Below are 18,871 nucleotides of genomic sequence, written 5' to 3' on the forward strand. Positions count from 1 at the left end.
GTATGGCTTTCGAACCGCCGCGGCGTCTGGTCAGGGCGCTCGGTGAGACGGCACCTGACGGTGACGACTGGTTGGAGAAGCTGCCCGAGGCGGCTCAGCAGGCCGTCGCGCTACGCGAGTTGACGGTGGAGCGGGTGCAGGTGCCGGGCGGTCGCAGCAGCCTGGTCGTGCTGGTCCGGCGTGCCGACGGCTCCCCCGCCGTGCTCAAGCTGGCCCCGCCCAGGTTCCGGCCGGAGGCGGAGCGGGCGGCGCTGGCGCACTGGGACGGGCTGGGTGCCGTACAGCTGCTGGAGCCGTTCGCGGGGGAAGGGGTGCTGCTGCTGGAGCGGCTGCATCCCGATGTGTCGGTGCGGTCGTTGCCCGAGGCGAAGGCGTTGCTGGAGGCGGCCGGTACCTTGCGGCGGCTCTGGGTCGAGCCGCCTGCGGGGCATGTGTTCGAGACGGTGGCCGAGCGGACGGGGCGGCAGGCGGAGGCGATGCGGGCGACCGCGTCGGGCCTGGCCGAGGTCGGTCCGCTGGTGTCCGCGGCGGTGGCGGCGCGTGAGGAGCTGCTGAGTGCGCCGCCTGAGGAGCGGTTGCTGCATGGCACGTTCCGGCAGAGCAAGGTGTTGGCCGGGGAGCGGATGCCGTGGCTGGCGGTGGGGCCGGATCCGGTGGTGGGTGAGTGTGCGTTCGATCTCGCGCGGTTGGTGCGGGATCGGGTGGAGGATCTGATCGCCTCGCCGTCGGGGGCGTCCATCACTCGGCGGCGGGTGAAGCGGCTTGCGGAGTCGTTGGATGTGGATCAGGAGCGGTTGCGGGGGTGGGCGTTGTTCCGGGCGGTGGAGTCCGGAGTGCGGGCCCTCCGGGTGGGGAGGCCGCAGGATGCCGAGCTGTTGCTTGAATTCGCCGGGTGGCTTTAGGGGTTGAGTTTTTGGTGATACAGCCCCGCGCCCCTAGGTATCCCGTACAACCCTTAGTTTCAGAGCCAGAGCTGGACAGTCTGACGCTGCTCTGCGGGCCCGTTTGAGGGTGTGGGGCGGGAGTGGCATGTTCGCCACCAGGGGGTAGCCCCATTCGTCCAACTCGATGTGCTCCGGCAGGAGTTCCGCGCACAGGCCATGGGCCTCGCAACCCGTCCAGTCGATGTCGATCCGCTCGTTCATGTCAGTGGTTCTCCGTGCAGAAGCCCCTTGCGTGGGCGTCAAGTTCGGGGGCGAAAGTCGTCAGGGCGCTGCGGACCAGGCGGACTGTCCCGTCGGGGTGGTGGCAGGCGCCCCGGCCCTCCACCAGGCCTGACCAGCGGGCGACGTCCGTGCGGGTGCTGCCCTGCGGGCCCGGCTCGGCCAGGGTCGTGAAGGCCGCCGAGATGCGGGGCAGGCCGTTGAGGCAGGGGCCGCACTGGCCCGCCGACTGCGATGCCAGGTACCGCAGGATTCCGGCCGTCTCCTTCAGACCGCAGCGGTCGGCCGGGAGGCCCATCAGGACGCCGGCGCCCATGGTCGTCGCGTCCAGCGTCCGGGACGCCGCCTCCGGCGTCGGGAGCCAGGTGCCGTGGTAGCCGCCGAGCAGGACCGCGGACGTGCCGTGCAGGGGCATGAGGCGGTGCAGAGGGGTTCCGAACGGGGCTTCCACCACGTGGGGTTCATGCCCGGGCGTGTGGATCGTGCACAGGGCGCTGCCGGGCTGGGCCTGGGTGCCGGCCGTGCGGAACCAGTCGGGGCCGTAGCGGGCGATCAGAGCCAGGTGGGCGAGGGTCTCGACGTTCTGGACCAGGGTCGGGGCGCGGTGGACGCCCCGTTCGCGGATCGGGGGGTTCTGGTACGCCGGGAGCGCGGCGCCTCCTCCGACGTACCGGGCGAGTGCCGAGGACTGGCCGGAGAGGAAGCGCGCGGGGAGGCGTACGACCTTGACGGGGACCGGGTCGCGGCGGTGGGTCAGCGCCGATTCGAGGTCGGGTGCGCCTTCCTCCACCGCGAGGTGGGCCTCCCCCGCGCCCGTCGCCGCCGCGGCGAGCTGGATGCCGTCCAGGACCAGGTGCGGTGACAGGCGCAGCAGCGTCCTGTCCTTGCGGCTGGCGGGTTCGCCCTCGGCGCCGTTGGCGATGACGACCGGGGTTCGGCCGGTGCGGTGGCCTGCGGCGGCGACCGAGAGGAGCTTGCGGTGGACGGGGAACGCGGCGCCGCCTCGGCCGGTGAGGCCCGATTCGGCGACCAGGCGGAGGAGGTCGTCCGCGGCGGCCTGGGGGACGGGGCCGTAGCGGTCCTGGTGCGTCCGCAGGTCCGTCGGGGTGCCGCCGGGGGCCAGCAGGCGTGGGGGCATGTGGAGGTCCGGGAACGTCGCGGTCACGGGTGGGCTCCTTCACGGATACGGGTGCCGGTGCGAGTGTTGGCGCGCATGCGCGTGGCTGCGGCGGCCAGGACCGTGGTGGCGCAGGCGATCGTCAGCCACGTCATCCAGTCGGTGCCGGTGTCCGTGCCGATGCCCAGGCCGTGGATCAGGGCGAACGGCCAGGACGCGTATGCCAGCCAGTGCGTCGTGCGCCAGGCGCGGTGGCCGATGCGGTTGCGGAGGAGGCTGGTGATGACCACCGCCAGCATGAGGTCGAAGGCGACGGTGCCCAGGCCCAGCCAGAGGGGTTGGTAGTCGGAGACGAACGGGATGAGGACGTCGGTCAGCGTGATGGTGACGTAGGTGTCGACGATCGCCGTGGTGATGTGCAGGGCCAGGAAGGCGGTGGCGGAGAGGGAGAGGGTGCGGTGGAGGCGGATGGTGCCGAAGCGAGGGAGACCGGGGAGGCGGGTGCGGAGGCGTACGGCGATTCCTAGTACGACCACGATCGTGAAGAGGATCAGGCAGACGGCACCTGTTGCTCTGTTGGCGTACCAGAGGGTTTCGGTCGTCATGCGGCTGACCGCCGGTGGGGGCTTGTCGCGCCCTGCGGCGGAGCCGCTGATCGATACAGCCCCGCGCCCCTTAGGTTCGTCGGCCAACCCGGAGTTGTTATGACCAGGCCCTCTCGGCTCACCAGGCGGGCCGGGAGGCCCATCCCCGTCAGCCAGCGCTCTGCCCCCGCGCCCTTCACCAACGCCGCTGTGCTTGCCGCGTTCGCCTCGGCGCACGTGGCTGCCGCCACCGAGACCGTGCGCCACGGAGTGCGGGCCGGGAGGCCGGTGCTGGGGTCGATGATGTGGTGGAGGGCCTGGTCACCTCGGTGCCAGCGGCGGGCCGCTGTGCCGGAGGTCGCCAGGCCGCCGCTGTGGAGTCCCACCGAGTCGTACGAGCCGTACGCGGGTGTCTCGTCCACCGGGCCCGTGATGTCCTGGACGCGGATCTGCCAGCCGCCCGCCGGGGATTCGCCCGCCACGGCCGTGTCGCCGCCGAGGGCTACCAGGACGCCGCAGCCCGCAGCCTCGGCCAGCATGTTCGCGGCTCGGTCGGCGGCCCATGCCTTGGCGGTGGCGCCCAGGTCGAGGCGGACGCCGGGCGGGAGGGTCACCGTGCCGGTGTCGTCGTCGAGGTCGACGAGGCGCCAGCCGGGGGCGCGCTTCACGGTGAGGCGGACCGGGCGGTCGTTCTCCCGTACGAGGGTGAAGTCGCGGTCGTAGCCGATCGCGTCCATCGCCGAGCCGACCGTCGGGTCGACCGCGCCGTCCGTTGCCTCGGCCGCGCGCAGGGCAACCGACAGGGCTTCCGCGAGGAGCGGGCTGACCTGGACCGGGCGGCCGGTCGTGGTGTCGAGGGCGGCCAGTTCCGAGTCCTTGCGGAAGCGGGAGCAGGCCGCGTCGACCTCGGCGAGGTGGCGGGCGAGGAGGAGGTTGCAGGAGTCCAGCAGGGCCGGGTCGGTGACGACGAGACGGACGCTGGTGCCGAGGGCACGCCAGTCGGCGGCGGCCGTGGTGCGTGGTGCGCGGCGCTGCTTGAGGGAGACGGCCATCACGACGCCCCCGAGGTGGAGTCGGCGGAGCCGCTGCCGGAGGTGAGACCGGGGGACGAAGTACTCGTGCCCGTCGAGGAGTTGGCCGAGCTGTCCGAAGACGAGGTGTCCGACGACGAGCTGTCCGACGACGAGGTGTCCGACGACGAAGTGGACGAGTCCGTGGAGCTGCTCGTGCTGGAGCTCGTACCGCTGCTCGCCGTCGTGTGCGCGTCCGCCTGCATCGTGCCGACCAGGGCGAAGACCCCGGCCGCCGCGGCGAGTGTGACGGCTGCGGCGAGTGAGGCCGTGCGGCGGGCGCCCCTGCGGACCGCGGCGGCGGCACCTCGTTCCGTGGTTCTCATGACCGTTCCCCTCCGTAGTGACGTTCTGTCACGTCCTACGGTCGGGGAACGGCCTGAGAGAAGTCTGTGGGCTCTCTTTAGGGACCCAGAGACGTTTCTGAGGAGTTCCTTTACGCGGAGAGGCGGGCGATCGCCTCGTCCACCGTCAGCTCCTCGCGCTCACCGGTCTTGCGGTCCTTCAGCTCCAGGACGCCCTCGGCGGAGCGGCGGCCCGCGACGAGGATCTTCGGTACGCCGATGAGCTCGGCGTCCGTGAACTTCACGCCCGGGGAGACGCCCGCGCGGTCGTCGACCAGGACGCGCAGGCCCGCGGCGCGCAGCTTCTCGGAGACCTCCAGGGCGAGCTCGGTCTGGAGGGCCTTGCCCGCGGCGACGACGTGGACGTCGGCCGGGGCGACCTCGGCCGGCCAGCACAGGCCCTGCTCGTCGGCGGTCTGCTCGGCGAGGGCGGCGACGGCGCGGGAGACGCCGATGCCGTAGGAGCCCATGGTCACGCGGACCGGCTTTCCGTGCTGGCCGAGGACGTCGAGCTTCAGGGCGTCCGCGTACTTGCGGCCCAGCTGGAAGATGTGGCCGATCTCGATGGCGCGGTCGAGGACGAGGCCGGTGCCGCACTTGGGGCACGGGTCGCCGTCCTGCACGACCACGACGTCGACGTACTCGCCGACCTCGAAGTCACGGCCGGCGACGACGTTCTTGGCGTGCATGCCCTCCTTGTTCGCACCGGTGATCCAGGAGGTGCCGGGGGCCACGCGCGGGTCGGCGATGTACTTGACCTTCTCCCCCAGGCCCTGCGGGCCGACGTAGCCGCGGACCAGGTCCGGGCGGCCCGCGAAGTCGGCCTCGGTGACCATCTCGACGACCGCCGGGGCGAAGTGCGCCTCGACCTTGTCCATGTCGACCTCACGGTCGCCCGGCACACCGACGGCGACGATCTCGCCGTCGACCTTCACCAGCAGGTTCTTCAGGGTGTCGGAGGCCTGGACGCCGAGGGAGGCGGCGAGGGTCTCGATGGTGGGGGTGTCGGGGGTCGGGATGTCCTCGGCGGCGGGTACGTCGGTGGCGTCCACGGGCTTCAGCTCGTACGTGATCGCCTCGGTGTTGGCCGCGAAGTCGCAGTTCGGACAGTCGGCGAAGGTGTCCTCGCCGGCGCCGGCCGGGGCGAGGAACTCCTCGGACTTCGAGCCGCCCATCGCGCCGGCGGTCGCGGCGCAGATGCGGTAGTCGAGGCCGAGGCGCTCGAAGACGCGCTGGTAGGCCTGGCGGTGCAGGGCGTAGGACTGGGCCAGGCCCTCGTCCTCGGTGTCGAAGGAGTACGAGTCCTTCATGAGGAACTCACGGCCGCGCAGGATGCCGGCGCGGGGGCGGGCCTCGTCACGGTACTTGTGCTGGATCTGGTAGAGGATGACCGGCAGGTCCTTGTAGGAGGACGCCTGGTCCTTCACCAGCAGGGTGAAGATCTCCTCGTGGGTGGGGCCGAGGAGGTAGTCGCCGCCCTTGCGGTCCTGGAGGCGGAAGAGCTCGGCGCCGTACTCGTCCCAGCGGCCGGTCGCCTCGTACGGCTCCCTCGGCAGCAGGGCGGGGAGCAGCACCTCCTGGGCGCCGATCGCGTCCATCTCCTCACGCACGATGCGCTCGACGTTGGCGAGCACCTTCTTGCCGAGGGGCAGCCAGCTCCAGATGCCGGCGGCGGTGCGGCGGACGTAGCCGGCGCGGACGAGGAGCTTGTGGCTGAGGACCTCGGCGTCCGCCGGGTCGTCGCGCAGCGTCTTCGCCATCAACTGGGACATGCGCTGGACCGGTGCGTTGGCCATGGTTCTCGTACTCCTGCCGGGAAAACGGTGATGGCAAGGAGGTTAGCCGGGGGGCCGGTGGTGGCGGAAATCCGTTACCGGCGGCGCAGGGGCAAGGGGGCACCCATCACGGCGTACGGCTTCGGGGCGCTGGGGAAGAGGACCTGGCGGGCGAGGTCCATGTAGCCGAGGGAGTGGTAGAGGCCGCGGGCCGGGCTGTCGATGTCGATCGCGGAGAGGATCGAGCGGGGTTCGGCGGCGCCGTCGGTGATCGTGGTGATCAGGGAGCGGCCGATGCCGCGGTTCTGGTGGTGCGGGTGGACGTGCAGCTCCGTGATCACGAAGGAGTCGTCCAGCCAGGCCTCGTGGCCCTGGGCGCGGAGGTACGGCTCCACGACCGTGGACCACCAGTGGGCGCGGTCGTTGGGCATGCCGTAGACGAAACCGACGAGCCGCCCCGCCGAGGTGGCGCCGAGCGCCCTTGCGCCGGGGTAGGTCATGTGGCGGAGGACGATCTGGCGTCTTACGGCGACTTCGTCCGCGCCGAGGCCGAAGGCGACGGCCTGGACGGCCAGGGCCTCGTCGACGCGGGCGGAGAGGTCCAGGGGGCCGATCACGATGTCGTCGTCGGGGTGGCGGCGGTGTCCGTGACCGGGGAATCGCATGTGGGGAGCGTACAGGGCGCTTCGCCGGATGAGGCCGGGTACTTCAGGGGCCTTCAGAACAGGACGCTCATGAACGCGCCGACCTCTTCGAAGCCCACCCTTCGGTACGTCCTTCTCGCCGCCGTGTTGAAGTCGTTCACGTACAGGCTGACCACGGGGGCGACGTCCGCGAGGGCGTAGCGCAGGACCGCCGACATGCCGGGGGCCGCGTAGCCCTGACCCCTGTATTCGGGGGCCACCCACACGCCCTGGATCTGGCAGGCGCGGTCCGTCGCGGCGCCGATCTCCGCCTTGAAGACGACCTTGCCGTCCGCGTCGAGGCGGGCGAACGAACGGCCGGAGCCCACGAGTTCGGCGACCCGGGCCTGGTAGAGGAGGCCGCCGTCGCCGGCCAGCGGGGAGACGCCGACCTCCTCGGTGAACATCGCCACGCACGCCGGCATGATCGTCTCCATCTCGTCCTTGCGGACGCGGCGGACGTACGGATCGGGGGCGATGTCGGCGGAGAGCCGGTCGGTGACCATCAGGGGCTGGTGGGCACGGACGTCACGGGCGGGGCCCCAGCTGGGTTCCAGCAGCCGCCACAGCTCCGCGGTGGGTTCGGCGGGGCCGACGATCGAGGAGCAGCGGCGGCCCGCGCGCCGGGCGCGGTCGGCGAAGGCGCGGACGGCTCGCGGGGTGGCGCAGATGGGGACCAGGTTCGCGCCGGCGTAGCAGAGGGACGTCAGCATGCCGTCCTCGTACCAGCCCCACATCTCGCCGCCGAGCCGCCACGGGTCGAGTCCTGCGACCTGCACGCGGGACGTCACGAAGGCGTTCGCGACCGGCTCGCGGTCGAGGACGGCGAGCGCGGCGTCCAGGTCGCTCGGTTCGAGGACCCGGGAGGTCGTCTGGGTCAACACGGGCGGGGCCTCACACTGGGGACTGCGCTGATCTCCGCACTGTACCTGCGGAAGCTGAGCAGCGTCGCCCTGTGGTGGTGCCGGGTGCTATCAGGTGCCCGGGGTTGGTGTTGCCGGGCGCCCAATAGCTCGGGGGGTGCGTGATGTTCGCGGGTGCGGGTCGTACGGGGCTGGTCGCGCAGTTCCCCGCGCCCCTAAGGCGTTGCCGCCAGGTCTCTCAGCCGGCTACCGAAATCTGCGGCTCGCCCGATGCCACGCCGTCCTCCTGCATCTGCTCGGCGATCTTCATCGCCTCCTCGATCAGGGTTTCGACGATCTTCGACTCCGGGACCGTCTTGATGACCTCGCCCTTGACGAAGATCTGGCCCTTGCCGTTGCCGGAGGCGACGCCCAGGTCGGCCTCGCGGGCCTCGCCGGGGCCGTTCACGACGCAGCCCATGACGGCGACGCGGAGGGGGACCTCCATGCCGGTCAGGCCCGCGGTGACTTCCTCCGCCAGCTTGTAGACGTCGACCTGGGCGCGGCCGCAGGACGGGCAGGAGACGATCTCCAGGCCGCGCTGCTTGAGGTTGAGGGACTCCAGGATCTGGTTGCCGACCTTGACCTCCTCCACGGGAGGCGCGCTCAACGACACTCGGATCGTGTCGCCGATGCCCTGGCTCAGCAGCGCGCCGAAGGCCACCGCGCTCTTGATCGTGCCCTGGAACGCCGGGCCCGCCTCGGTGACGCCGAGGTGGAGGGGGTATTCGCACTGGGCGGCGAGCTGCTTGTAGGCCTCGATCATGACGACCGGGTCGTTGTGCTTGACGGAGATCTTGATGTCCCGGAAGTCGTGCTCCTCGAAGAGCGAGGCCTCCCAGAGGGCGGACTCGACGAGGGCCTCCGGGGTGGCCTTGCCGTACTTCTGGAGCAGGCGGCGGTCCAGGGAGCCGGCGTTGACGCCGATGCGGATCGGGGTGCCGTGGTCCTTGGCGGCCCGCGCGATCTCCTTGACCTTGTCGTCGAACTGCTTGATGTTGCCGGGGTTCACACGGACCGCGGCGCAGCCGGCCTCGATGGCGGCGAAGACGTACTTGGGCTGGAAGTGGATGTCCGCGATGACCGGGATCTGGGACTTCTTCGCGATCGTCGACAGGGCGTCGGCGTCGTCCTGGGTCGGGCAGGCGACGCGCACGATCTGGCAGCCGGACGCCGTCAGCTCGGCGATCTGCTGGAGGGTGGCGCCGATGTCGGACGTACGGGTCGTGGTCATCGACTGGACGGAGACCGGGGCGTCGCCGCCGACGGCGACGGTGCCGACCTGGATCTGCCGGCTCTTGCGGCGCTCGGCAACCCTGGTCGGAACGGACGGCATGCCGAGAGAAATCGCAGTCATCTGCTGTGCAACCCCAAGTCGTGGATCAAGGTCCGGCGCCAACGGAACAGTGGCCTCCAGGCTTCGAGATTACGGCACGCGCGCGGGCCGCAGCACATCCGTCCCGCCGAGCCACCCGAACGATGACGGCCCGGCACAGAGCGTGCCGGGCCGTGACCAACGCCGTATGGCTAGGAGATTCTCACCGGGTTAACCACGTCCGCGATCAGGACCAGGATCGTGAAGCAGACGAAGATGCCCGCGACCACGTACGCGACCGGCATCAGCTTCGCCACGTCGAACGGGCCCGGGTCGGGGCGGCGGAAGAGCTTGGCCAGGTTGCGGCGCAGCGACTCCCACAGGGCGCCCGCGATGTGGCCGCCGTCGAGCGGCAGCAGCGGGAGCATGTTGAACAGGAACAGGGAGAGGTTGAAGCCCGCGAGGAGCATCACGAACATCGCCAGTTGCTGGGACGCCGGGATGTCGAGGGTGGCGATCTCGCCGCCGACCCTTGCCGCGCCGACCACGCCCATCGGGGAGTCCGGTTCGCGGGGGCCGTCGCCGAAGGCGGCGTCCCACAGGGCCGGGATCTTGGAGGGCAGGGCGGCGAGGGAGTCGACGGCGTCGCCGACACGGTCCGTCATCCAGGTCACCGACTCGCCGAAGTCCTGTTTGACGACGCCGGTGGCGGCGCTGAAGCCGAGGAAGCCGGCCTTGACGTACTCGCCCTGGACGTAGGCCCCGCTGGAGTCCTTCTTCGCGACGAGGTTGGTGGCGATCTTGGCGGTGAGGGAGACCTGCTTGCCGTCGCGGTCGACGACGATCGGGACCGTCTTGCCGGCGCTGTCGCGGATGAGGTCGGAGAGCGTGTTCCAGTCGTCGGTCCGCACCCCGGCGAAGGAGACGATCTTGTCGCCCTTCTTCATGCCGGCCGCCGCGGCCGGGGAGGCCTTGTCGGTGCTCTTGCAGGTGTCGCGGTTCTCGCTCTGCGCGATGACGCAGGGCGAGACGGAGGCGACGTCGGTGGTCTGCTGCTGGATGCCGAAGCCCATCAGGACCGTCAGGAACAGGCCGATCGCGAGGATCAGGTTCATGAACGGGCCCGCGAACATCACGATCACGCGCTTCCACGGCTTGCGCGTGTAGAAGAGGCGGGAGTCGTCACCGGGCTGGAGTTCCTCGAAGGCGGCCGAGCGGGCGTCCTCGATCATGCCGCGCCAGGGTGAGGTGGAGCGGGCCTCCAGGCGGCCGTCCGGGCCGGGCGGGAACATGCCGATCATGCGGATGTAGCCGCCGAAGGGGATGGCCTTGACGCCGTACTCCGTGTCGCCCTTCTTCCTCGACCAGATGGTCGGGCCGAAGCCGACCATGTACTGGGGCACGCGGATGCCGAAGAGCTTGGCCGTGGAGAGGTGGCCGAGCTCGTGCCACGCGATCGAGACGAGGAGTCCGAACGCGAAGACCGCTATGCCGAGGATGAACATCAGGGTCGTCATGCACGGGCCTCCGCCGTCTGTGCCGCCAGTTCCCGGGCCCGGGTGCGGGCCCAGGTCTCCGCTTCGAGGACGTCCGACACGGTGAGTGAGGTTCCCGTGGCCGGCGTGCCGTGTTCGTCCACCACGCGTGTCACGGTCTCCAGGATTCCGTTGAAGGGCAGCGCGCCGACCCGAAATGCCTCCACGCACTCCTCGTTGGCGGCATTGAACACCGCCGGGGCCGTGCCCGCGAGCTCTCCCACGCGCCTCGCAAGGTTGACCGAAGGAAACGCGTCGTTGTCGAGGGGGAAGAACTCCCACGTCGACGCCTTGCTCCAGTCGAAGGCGGGGGCCGCGTCGGGGACGCGCTCGGGCCAGCCGAGGCCGATGGCGATCGGCCCGCGCATGTCGGGGGGCGTCGCCTGGGCGATTGTCGATCCGTCCGTGAACTCAACCATCGAGTGGACATACGACTGGGGATGCACGACGACCTCAATGCGGTCGAAGGGAATGTCGTAGAGGAGGTGTGCCTCGATGACTTCCAGGCCCTTGTTGACGAGGGTCGCGGAGTTGATGGTGATGACCGGGCCCATGGCCCAGGTGGGGTGCGCGAGGGCGTCCTCGACGCTGACGTTCGCCAGTTCTTCCTTCGTACGGCCGCGGAAGGGGCCGCCGGACGCGGTGACGACCAGCTTGCGCACGTCGGCCCGCGTCCCGGACGCCAGGGCCTGGAACAGCGCCGCGTGCTCGGAGTCGACCGGGATGATCTGCCCGGGCTTGGCGAGGGCCTTGACCAACGGGCCGCCGACGATGAGCGACTCCTTGTTGGCGAGCGCGAGGGTGCGGCCCGCTTCCAGGGCGGCGAGGGTCGGGGCGAGGCCGATCGAGCCGGTGATGCCGTTGAGGACGGTGTGGCAGTCGGAGGCGGCGACCTGGGTGGCCGCGTCGGGCCCCGCAAGGATCTCGGGGAGCGGCTCGCCGGTGCCGTACCGGGCCTCGAGTGACTCCCGCAGCGCCGGTACGACGTCCTCGCGGGCGACCGCGACGGTCCGTACCCCGAGCCGGTGGGCCTGCTCGGCGAGCAGGGAGACCCGGCCGCCGTTGGCGGACAGCGCGGTGACCCGGAACCGGTCAGGGTTGCGCAGGACGAGGTCGATGGCCTGGGTGCCGATCGAGCCGGTGGAGCCGAGGATCACCACGTCCTTGGGGCCGTCGCCCGCCACGGGGTCGTAGACAAGGTGGGGGTCGGCGAGAGGGGCTGGACTGTCACTCATCCCCCCATTGTTGCCGTAAGGACGGTGTGTGAGGACAGCGCGTCCCCCGAAGGGGGTCCTCCGGGAGACGCGGTGTCATGGGCCGGTCAGCGGATCGGGCGGTGGACGTTGTCCTTCTCGCTCGCCCCCGGCGTGGCGTCGGCGATCCACGGGCCCTCGCCCGACGGGTCGACGATGCCGTCCTCCAGCCATGTGTAGGTGCCGGACATGACGCCCTTGACGACCTTGCGGTCCAAGTCGTCGGTGTTGGTCCACAGGCGGCCGAAGAGCTCCTCGATCCGGATGCGGGACTGGCGGCAGAAGGTGTCCGCGAGCTGGTAGGCCTCGCGGCCGTGGGCCTCGGTGGTGCGGAGGAGTTCGGCGCGGACGCAGACCGCGCTCATCGCGAACAGTTCCGCGCCGATGTCGACGATCCGGCCCAGGAAGCCCTGTTTGGTCTCCATTCGGCCCTGCCAGCGGGACATGGCGTAGAAGGTGGAGCGGGCGAGTTTGCGGGCCGTGCGTTCGACGTAGCGGAGATGGACGGAGAGGTCTACCCCGTGTTTGAACTCGCTGTAGGAGTAGGGGAGTTGGCCCTGGCCTGCGACCAGTTTCGGGAGCCACTTGGCGTAGAACACGCCCGCGTTGGCGCCCGCCTTCGCCTTGTCCGACAGGGACTTGTCCGGGTCGATGAGGTCACCCGCGACCGAGAGGTGGGCGTCGACCGCCTCTCGGGCGATCAGCAGGTGCATGATCTCGGTCGAGCCCTCGAAGATGCGGTTGATGCGGAGGTCGCGGAGGACCTGTTCGGCGGGGACCGCCCGTTCGCCGCGGGCCGCCAGGGACGCCGCCGTCTCGAAGCCTCGGCCGCCGCGGATCTGGACCAGTTCGTCGGCCATCAGCCACGCCTGCTCGGAGGCGAAGAGCTTGGCCAGGGCGCCCTCGATGCGGATGTCGTTGCGGTCCTCGTCGGCCATCTGGCTCGCCAGGTCCGTCACCGCTTCCAGGGCGAAGGTGGTGGCCGCGATGAAGCTGATCTTCGAGCCGACCGCCTCGTGCTGGGCGATGGGCTTGCCCCACTGCTCGCGCGCCGCCGACCATTCGCGGGCGATCTTCAGGCACCATTTGCCGGCCGCCACGCAGGAGGCGGGAAGGGAGAGCCGGCCGGTGTTGAGGGTCGTCAGGGCGATCTTCAGGCCCGCCCCTTCCGGGCCGATGCGGTTCGCGGCCGGGACCCTGACCTGGTGGAAGCGGGTCACGCCGTTCTCGATGCCGCGCAGGCCCATGAAGGCGTTGCGGTTCTCGACGGTGATGCCGGGCGAGTTGGTCTCGACGACGAAGGCGGTGATGCCGCCCCGGTGGTCCTCGGACTTGGGCACCCGGGCCATGACGACGAGGAGGTCGGCGACCACGCCGTTGGTGGTCCACAGCTTCACGCCGTCGAGGACGTAGTCGTCGCCGTCGGGGACCGCGGTGGTGGCGAGGCGGGCTGGGTCGGAGCCGACGTCGGGCTCGGTCAGCAGGAACGCGCTGATGTCGGTGCGGGCGCACCGGGGCAGGAACGTCTCCTTCTGCTCGTCCGTGCCGAACAGCTTCAGCGGCTGCGGTACGCCGATCGACTGATGGGCGGAGAGCAGCACGCCGATCGCGGGGCTGGCCGAGCCCGCCAGGGCCAGCGCCTTGTTGTAGTACACCTGGGTGAGGCCGAGCCCGCCGTACTTGGTGTCGATCTTCATGCCGAGGGCGCCGAGTTCCTTGAGGCCGTTGATGACCTCGTCGGGAATGCGGGCCTCGCGCTCGATGAGGGCGCCGTCGACCTTCGTCTCGCAGAAGTCGCGGAGTTTGGCGAGGAACTCCTCGCCGCGCTCGGCTGCCTCCGCGGACGGCATGGGGTGCGGGTGGACCAGGTCGAGCCGGAAGCGGCCGAGGAACAGTTCCTTGGCGAAGCTGGGCTTGCGCCACTCCTGTTCCCGGGCCGCCTCGGCGACCTCGCGGGCCTCACGTTCGGAGACGGTGGGTTGGCTGGATGGGGCGGACATGAGGCTCACCTCGCCGCGAATCGGGATCTTGGACCGTTATCGTTACCGACCGGTGCTACTCGATCGTATGTACCCGATCCCGGGCGACCCCACCACCCCTGGCGCGCGCCCGGTCAGCCGATGTTGACGGAGTACGACTTCGTGTCCAGGCGTCCGGTGCCCTTGAAGACCTCGGTGCCGGACTCGATGCCGGAGACGTATTTGTCGTTGCCGAGCAGCTTGCGCCGGACGAGTGCCTGGGTGAAGTCGTCCAGGTTCAGGGAGGCCTTGGTGGTGTTGGTGCGGCGGACGAACGAGTAGACCTTCCAGCCGATGTCGCCCTGGTAGATGTCCCACATGGCGCCGCCGAGACTGACGCTGCCGTACTTGGTGCCGAGCGGTCCGGCGCCGCCCTGGCGGTTGAGCCAGATCATGATCTCGTCGGTGGGCTGGTCCTGCCAGTCGGCGGTGTTCTTGGCGTGCAGCCACAGGTCGTAGGCGACGTTCATGGTGCCGGGGTTCGAGCTGACCGTGAACTCCCAGTTGGTCTTCACGGGCTTGCGGTCACCGACGCGGATGGGCAGCTGGGTGGCGGCCTTGTCGGTCTTCCAGCCCCAGTGCCAGCCGAGGACGGTGGAGGCATACGACTTCACGTCGTAGTCCCGGCCGGTGGCGCTGTTGGCCAGGCTGTAGTCGGTGCCCCATGAAATGGTCGACCCCGCCTGGGAGTTGGACCACACGCACTGGGTGCCGGTGTACTTCCCCTCGTTCCAGAGGTTGTTGTTCACGTAGTACTTGCCGAGCGTGATGATGTCGAACGCCGTGCACTTCTTGCTCGACTCGTCGGCCTGCGCGACGGTCACGCCGACGGCGGCGGCGAGCGCGACCGTGCCGGAGAGCAGGGTCTTCGCCTTCTTGGAGAAGCGGGGGCGGCGGTGCTGCATGGGGGTCCTTCCGAGGGGGCTGTTACGTCCCCTCAGTGGCCGCCGCCCGGTGAAAGGTTGCCGTCAGGTCAGGGGGTGGACGCGCAGCCGGGTGCCGCGCAGGACGTACAAGGTGCGGCCGTCGGTGAGGAGTTGGACGTCGTCGGCCTCGGCGTCCACCGTCTTGAGGGTCCAGGCCGTCCGGCGGGTGCGCAGGCCGACGGCGATCGCGTCCTCGACGGAGGCGCCGCCCCGCCGCGGGAAGACGTAACCGCCCGCGAGGAGCGGGGGTTCGCCCGGGTTGTCGAGGAAGCTCGTGTCGCTGTGCCACTCCCAGCCCTTGCGGCGGTCGTCGCGCCGGATGACGGCGAGGTCCTTGCCGAGGCCGCTGAGATGGATCGGCACGCCGTCCCGTGGCGCCCTTGCGGGTGAGGACGATGTTGGAGGGCTTGAGGTCCCGGTGGACCAGGCCCGCGTCGTGGATGACCGAGACCGCGCGGGCGACCTCGGCCGGCAGCGCGCGTGCCGCGTCCTCCGTGAAGACCCCGAGTTCCGTCACCGCCTCGTGCAGTGTCGGCCCGGCCAGATACTCGGCGGCGATCCGCGGCACGGGGGCCGTCGAGGTCGTACGCCAGGACGGGTGCCACCCCCGGTCCGCGCACCGCCGACGCCGCGTCCGCCTCCCGCCGGAAGCGCCGCAGCATCGACTCGTCGCGGCCGTCCCGTCCCGCAGCGCCTTCACGGCCGCGATCTGCCCGCGCGTGTCCCGGCCCAGGTACACGGCGCCCGTCCCTCCTTCACCGAGCGTCGCGACGACCCGGTACGGGCCGATCCGCCGGACAGGCTCCCCCGATTCCGTTCCGTGGCCCCCCGCGATCGGCCATGGTAGGGAGGAAGCCGACACCCCGGAACCCCACCGGACAGGCTTCGGCAAGTCGATGTCGAAGCGCTTCGACAGCCTATGGACACCCACTCCCGGTACAGCTACTGTCGAACCACCCTCACCCGCCCTTATTCACCCTGCGCACTGTCGAAGCGCTTCACAAAGCTTGGAGAGCTGGATGGTCACCCTCGCCGAGGTCGCCCAGCACGCCGGAGTCTCGGCGAGCACGGTGAGCTATGTCCTCAGTGGCAAGCGGTCCATCTCCACGACCACCCGGCAGCGGGTCGAGCAGAGCATCCGCGAGCTCGGCTACCACCCGAACGCGGGCGCCCGCGCCCTGGCCAGCAGCAGGTCCAACATCATCGCGCTGATGGTGCCGCTGCGGACGGACATGTACGTGCCGGTGATGATGGAGATCGCCATCGCCGTCGCCACCACCGCCCGGACGCACGGGTACGACGTGCTGCTGCTGACCGGCGAGGAGGGCCCGGACGCGGTGCGCCGCGTCACCGGCAGCGGGCTCGCCGACGCGATGATCCTGATGGACGTCGAACTCGACGACGAACGGCTGCCGTTGCTGCGCGGCACGGACCAGCCGTCCGTGCTCATCGGCCTGCCCGCCGACACCTCCGGGCTGACCTGCGTCGACCTCGACTTCCGGGCGACGGGCGCGCTCTGTGTCGAGCACCTCGCGATGCTCGGCCACCGCGACATCGCTGTCATCGGCGAGGCCCCCGCGGTCTACGAACGGCACACCGGTTTCGCCGAGCGCACCCTTGACGGACTGCGGTCCCGGGCCCAGGAGTTGGGCGTACGGCTGCTGCACCGGCCGTGCGAGGGCGGGTACGACGCGATGGCCGTGACGCTCGCCCGCATCCTCGACGAGCGCCCCGGCACCACGGGGTTCGTCGTGCAGAACGAGTCGGCCGTCGAGCCGCTGCTCGCCCTGCTGCGCCAGCAGGGCCGCGCCGTACCGGAGGACGTGTCGGTCGTCGCGATCTGCCCCGACCAGGTCGCCACCCAGGCCTCGGTGCGGCTGACCTCGGTCGCCATCCCCGCGCAGGAGATGGGCCGCAACGCCGTGGAGCGGCTGGTGGCCAAGCTCGACGGCCGCGGCAGCGACGAAGTCGTCCTGATCACCCCTGAGTTGACGGTCCGGGCGAGCACGGGCCCGGTACCGGCGTAACACCTCATGCGTCCGCCCCTGCCGGGGCACCCCCATGTCTGCCACTCCGCCAGGAGTATCGGAGCCCAGGAGCGCCTCAAGTGCCTCAAGTGCCTCAAGTGCCTCAGCTTGCCGAGAACCAGCCCCCGACCGGCGCGGTGAGCCTCGCGCAGTCGTCCCCGACCGTCGGTACGTTCCGTGAGCGGGACGGCGCGCTGGAGTGGAGCGGCCGTCAGGAGACCGTACGGATCGAGCCCTGGGGCCCGGACGCGGTCCGGGTCCGCACGCGGCTCGGCGGGCCGATCCTGGAGGGGCTGCCGGGTGCGCTGCTCGACGACGCGCCCCCCACCTCGTCCACGGTCAAGATCGAGGACGGGCAAGGGCAGTTGACCGTCGGCGCGCTCACCGTCGAGGTCAGCGCCGAGGGCCTGATCCGCTTCCTGCGCACCGAGGACTCCGCCGAGCTGCTCTCGGAAGCCCGCGCCCATTTCTGGTGGCCGGGCTCGCGCCTCTACACGGCGGTCGGCAACGGCCACCACCGCCTGGAACAGCGGTTCGCCGCCTACGACGACGAGAAGCTGTACGGCCTCGGTCAGCACCAGCACGGCCGCTTCGACCAGAAGGGCCTGGTCCTGGACCTGGTCCAGCGCAACGCCGAGGTCGGCATCCCGGTGCTGACGTCGAGCCGGGGCTACACCCTGCTGTGGAACAACCCGGCGATCGGCCGGGTGGAGCTGGCCCACAACGGCACCCGCTGGGTGGCCGACTCGGCCCGGCAGATCGACTACTGGATCACCGCCGGCGCCCCCGCCGACGGGCAGCGCCGCTACTCCGCCGTCACCGGCCGTACGCCGATGATGCCGGAGTGGGCGGCGGGCTTCTGGCAGTGCAAGCTGCGCTACCGCACCCAGGACGAACTCCTGGAGGTGGCACGGGAGTACAAGCGGCGCGGGCTGCCGATCTCGGCGATCGTGTGCGACTTCTTCCACTGGACGCACCTCGGCGAGTGGAAGTTCGACCCGGCGGAGTGGCCCGACCCGGCCGCGATGGTGCGGGAGTTGGCCGACATGGGCATCAAACTCGTCGTCTCCGTCTGGCCGTCGGTGTCCCCGCTGAGCGAGAACCACCCGGTGATGGAGCAGCGCGGCTACTTCATCGGCACCCAGTACGGGCCGATGGCCCACGCGGACTGGCCGGACAAGGAGGTGGCGTCGACGGTCCAGGTGGCCTTCTACGACGCCACGAACCCGGAGGCGCGGGAGTTCCTCTGGTCGAAGATCAAGGAGAACTACCTCGACCCGTACGGCATCACGGCCTTCTGGCTGGACGCCTGCGAGCCCGAACTGAAGCCCGGCTTCCCGGAGAACCTGCGCTACTGGGCGGGCCCCGGCCTGGAGGTCGGCAACATCTACCCGGCGGACAACGCCCGCACCTTCCACGAAGGCCTGAGCGCCGAGGGCGAGGAGGTCATCACCCTCAACCGCTCGGCGTGGGCGGGCAGTCAGCGCTACGGCGCCGCCCTGTGGTCCGGCGACATCGGCACCGACTTCCCGACCCTGCGCCGCCAGATCGCGGCCGGCCTCAACACCGCGCTGTCCGGCATCCCCTGGTGGAACACGGACATCGGCGGCTTCCACGGCGGCGACCCGTCCGACCCGGCGTACCAGGAGGTCATGGTCCGCTGGTTCCAGTTCGGCGCGCTGTCCCCGCTGATGCGGCTGCACGGCTTCCGCGACCCGGGCATGCCGCTGGGCCCGGAGATGACCGGCGGCCCCAACGAGGTGTGGTCGTACGGCGAGCAGGCCGGGGCCGTGCTGGAGAAGTACCTGCGGCTGCGCGAGCGCCTGAAGCCGTACGTCCTGGACGTCATGCGCGAGGCCCACGAGGAGGGCCTGCCGCCCATGCGGCCGCTGTTCCTGGAGTTCCCGGACGACCCGGCGGCCTGGTCGGTGGACGACGCCTATCTCTTCGGCGCGGACCTGCTGGTGGCGCCGGTGCTGACGGCGGGCGCGACGGCCCGCACGACCTATCTCCCGGCGGGCGCGACCTGGACGGACGCGTGGACCGGCGACTCGTACGAGGGCGGCACGACCGTGACGGTCGACGCCCCGCTGGACCGCATCCCGCTGTTCCTGCGGGACGGGGCGCGGCTGCCCGTAGCGGAGTAGCCGCGTGAGCCG

At 70.6% G+C, this 18,871-nt stretch carries 17 protein-coding genes and 1 pseudogene; 3 read left to right on the plus strand and 15 right to left on the minus strand.

The window, feature by feature from the left end; translation table 11 throughout:
* The first annotated feature begins 2 nt into the window (after positions 1 to 2).
* Positions 3 to 902 carry an aminoglycoside phosphotransferase family protein gene (locus IQ210_RS42655; protein WP_194084648.1) on the plus strand — a complete coding sequence of 300 codons (900 nt, stop codon included), beginning with the start codon at positions 3 to 5 and terminating at the stop codon, positions 900 to 902.
* Between the two features lie 33 nt (positions 903 to 935).
* Here the strand turns inward: IQ210_RS42655 and IQ210_RS42660 are convergent, their stop codons facing one another.
* From IQ210_RS42660 to IQ210_RS48585, 15 genes and pseudogenes are all read right to left on the minus strand, one after another.
* Positions 936 to 1,145, minus strand: a complete 210-nt coding sequence (locus IQ210_RS42660; protein WP_194084649.1) for a ferredoxin — start codon at positions 1,143 to 1,145, stop codon at positions 936 to 938.
* A gap of 1 nt (position 1,146) precedes the next feature.
* Entirely contained in the window at positions 1,147 to 2,328 is a 1,182-nt protein-coding gene (locus tag IQ210_RS42665) for an NADH-ubiquinone oxidoreductase-F iron-sulfur binding region domain-containing protein (protein WP_322658147.1), read from the minus strand.
* Positions 2,325 to 2,885, minus strand: coding sequence for a ferric reductase-like transmembrane domain-containing protein (locus IQ210_RS42670; RefSeq protein WP_194084650.1), 561 nt, complete (start codon positions 2,883 to 2,885; stop codon positions 2,325 to 2,327). The genes IQ210_RS42665 and IQ210_RS42670 overlap by 4 nt, the downstream gene beginning before the upstream one ends.
* The gene (locus IQ210_RS42675) at positions 2,882 to 3,916 is read right to left on the minus strand and encodes an FAD:protein FMN transferase (protein ID WP_194084651.1); all 1,035 of its coding nucleotides are present in this window, start codon (positions 3,914 to 3,916) and stop codon (positions 2,882 to 2,884) included. Before IQ210_RS42675 ends, IQ210_RS42670 begins: the two co-directional genes overlap by 4 nt.
* Positions 3,916 to 4,260 carry a hypothetical protein gene (locus IQ210_RS42680; protein WP_194084652.1) on the minus strand — a complete coding sequence of 115 codons (345 nt, stop codon included), beginning with the start codon at positions 4,258 to 4,260 and terminating at the stop codon, positions 3,916 to 3,918. Before IQ210_RS42680 ends, IQ210_RS42675 begins: the two co-directional genes overlap by 1 nt.
* A 110-nt stretch (positions 4,261 to 4,370) precedes the next feature.
* Complete coding sequence (locus IQ210_RS42685) at positions 4,371 to 6,074, minus strand: proline--tRNA ligase (RefSeq protein WP_194084653.1); 1,704 nt, start codon at positions 6,072 to 6,074, stop codon at positions 4,371 to 4,373.
* 74 nt (positions 6,075 to 6,148) lie between these two features.
* The gene (locus tag IQ210_RS42690; protein ID WP_194084654.1) at positions 6,149 to 6,718 is read right to left on the minus strand and encodes a GNAT family N-acetyltransferase; all 570 of its coding nucleotides are present in this window, start codon (positions 6,716 to 6,718) and stop codon (positions 6,149 to 6,151) included.
* A gap of 53 nt (positions 6,719 to 6,771) precedes the next feature.
* Positions 6,772 to 7,620, minus strand: a complete 849-nt coding sequence (locus IQ210_RS42695; protein ID WP_194084655.1) for a GNAT family N-acetyltransferase — start codon at positions 7,618 to 7,620, stop codon at positions 6,772 to 6,774.
* 217 nt (positions 7,621 to 7,837) lie between these two features.
* Positions 7,838 to 8,995, minus strand: coding sequence for a flavodoxin-dependent (E)-4-hydroxy-3-methylbut-2-enyl-diphosphate synthase (gene ispG, locus IQ210_RS42700; protein ID WP_194084656.1), 1,158 nt, complete (start codon positions 8,993 to 8,995; stop codon positions 7,838 to 7,840).
* A gap of 170 nt (positions 8,996 to 9,165) precedes the next feature.
* Complete coding sequence (locus IQ210_RS42705) at positions 9,166 to 10,458, minus strand: M50 family metallopeptidase (protein ID WP_194084696.1); 1,293 nt, start codon at positions 10,456 to 10,458, stop codon at positions 9,166 to 9,168.
* Positions 10,459 to 10,466: 8 nt separating this feature from the next.
* Positions 10,467 to 11,723 carry a 1-deoxy-D-xylulose-5-phosphate reductoisomerase gene (gene dxr / locus IQ210_RS42710; protein WP_194084657.1) on the minus strand — a complete coding sequence of 419 codons (1,257 nt, stop codon included), beginning with the start codon at positions 11,721 to 11,723 and terminating at the stop codon, positions 10,467 to 10,469.
* Between the two features lie 86 nt (positions 11,724 to 11,809).
* Positions 11,810 to 13,741: an acyl-CoA dehydrogenase family protein gene (locus tag IQ210_RS42715; protein ID WP_194084658.1), complete on the minus strand. Its 1,932-nt coding sequence runs from the start codon at positions 13,739 to 13,741 to the stop codon at positions 11,810 to 11,812.
* 113 nt (positions 13,742 to 13,854) lie between these two features.
* Positions 13,855 to 14,664: a GH12 family glycosyl hydrolase domain-containing protein gene (locus IQ210_RS42720; RefSeq protein ID WP_194084659.1), complete on the minus strand. Its 810-nt coding sequence runs from the start codon at positions 14,662 to 14,664 to the stop codon at positions 13,855 to 13,857.
* A 63-nt stretch (positions 14,665 to 14,727) separates the two neighbouring features.
* Positions 14,728 to 15,048, minus strand: coding sequence for a hypothetical protein (locus tag IQ210_RS48110; RefSeq protein ID WP_265584755.1), 321 nt, complete (start codon positions 15,046 to 15,048; stop codon positions 14,728 to 14,730).
* A gap of 25 nt (positions 15,049 to 15,073) precedes the next feature.
* Positions 15,074 to 15,616, minus strand: a pseudogene (locus tag IQ210_RS48585) (protein kinase domain-containing protein); the annotation flags it as partial.
* An 88-nt stretch (positions 15,617 to 15,704) separates the two neighbouring features.
* On the opposite strand from IQ210_RS48585, the gene IQ210_RS42730 reads away from it, so the two are divergent.
* Both IQ210_RS42730 and IQ210_RS42735 read left to right on the plus strand, forming a co-directional pair.
* Complete coding sequence (locus IQ210_RS42730; protein ID WP_194084661.1) at positions 15,705 to 16,712, plus strand: LacI family DNA-binding transcriptional regulator; 1,008 nt, start codon at positions 15,705 to 15,707, stop codon at positions 16,710 to 16,712.
* A 98-nt stretch (positions 16,713 to 16,810) separates the two neighbouring features.
* A complete protein-coding gene (locus IQ210_RS42735) occupies positions 16,811 to 18,859 on the plus strand; it encodes a glycoside hydrolase family 31 protein (protein ID WP_194084662.1) in 2,049 nt (682 codons plus the stop codon).
* Positions 18,860 to 18,871 lie beyond the last annotated feature (12 nt).

Origin of the sequence: Streptomyces justiciae, assembly GCF_015163075.1 — a bacterium.
GTDB lineage: Bacteria > Actinomycetota > Actinomycetes > Streptomycetales > Streptomycetaceae > Streptomyces > Streptomyces justiciae.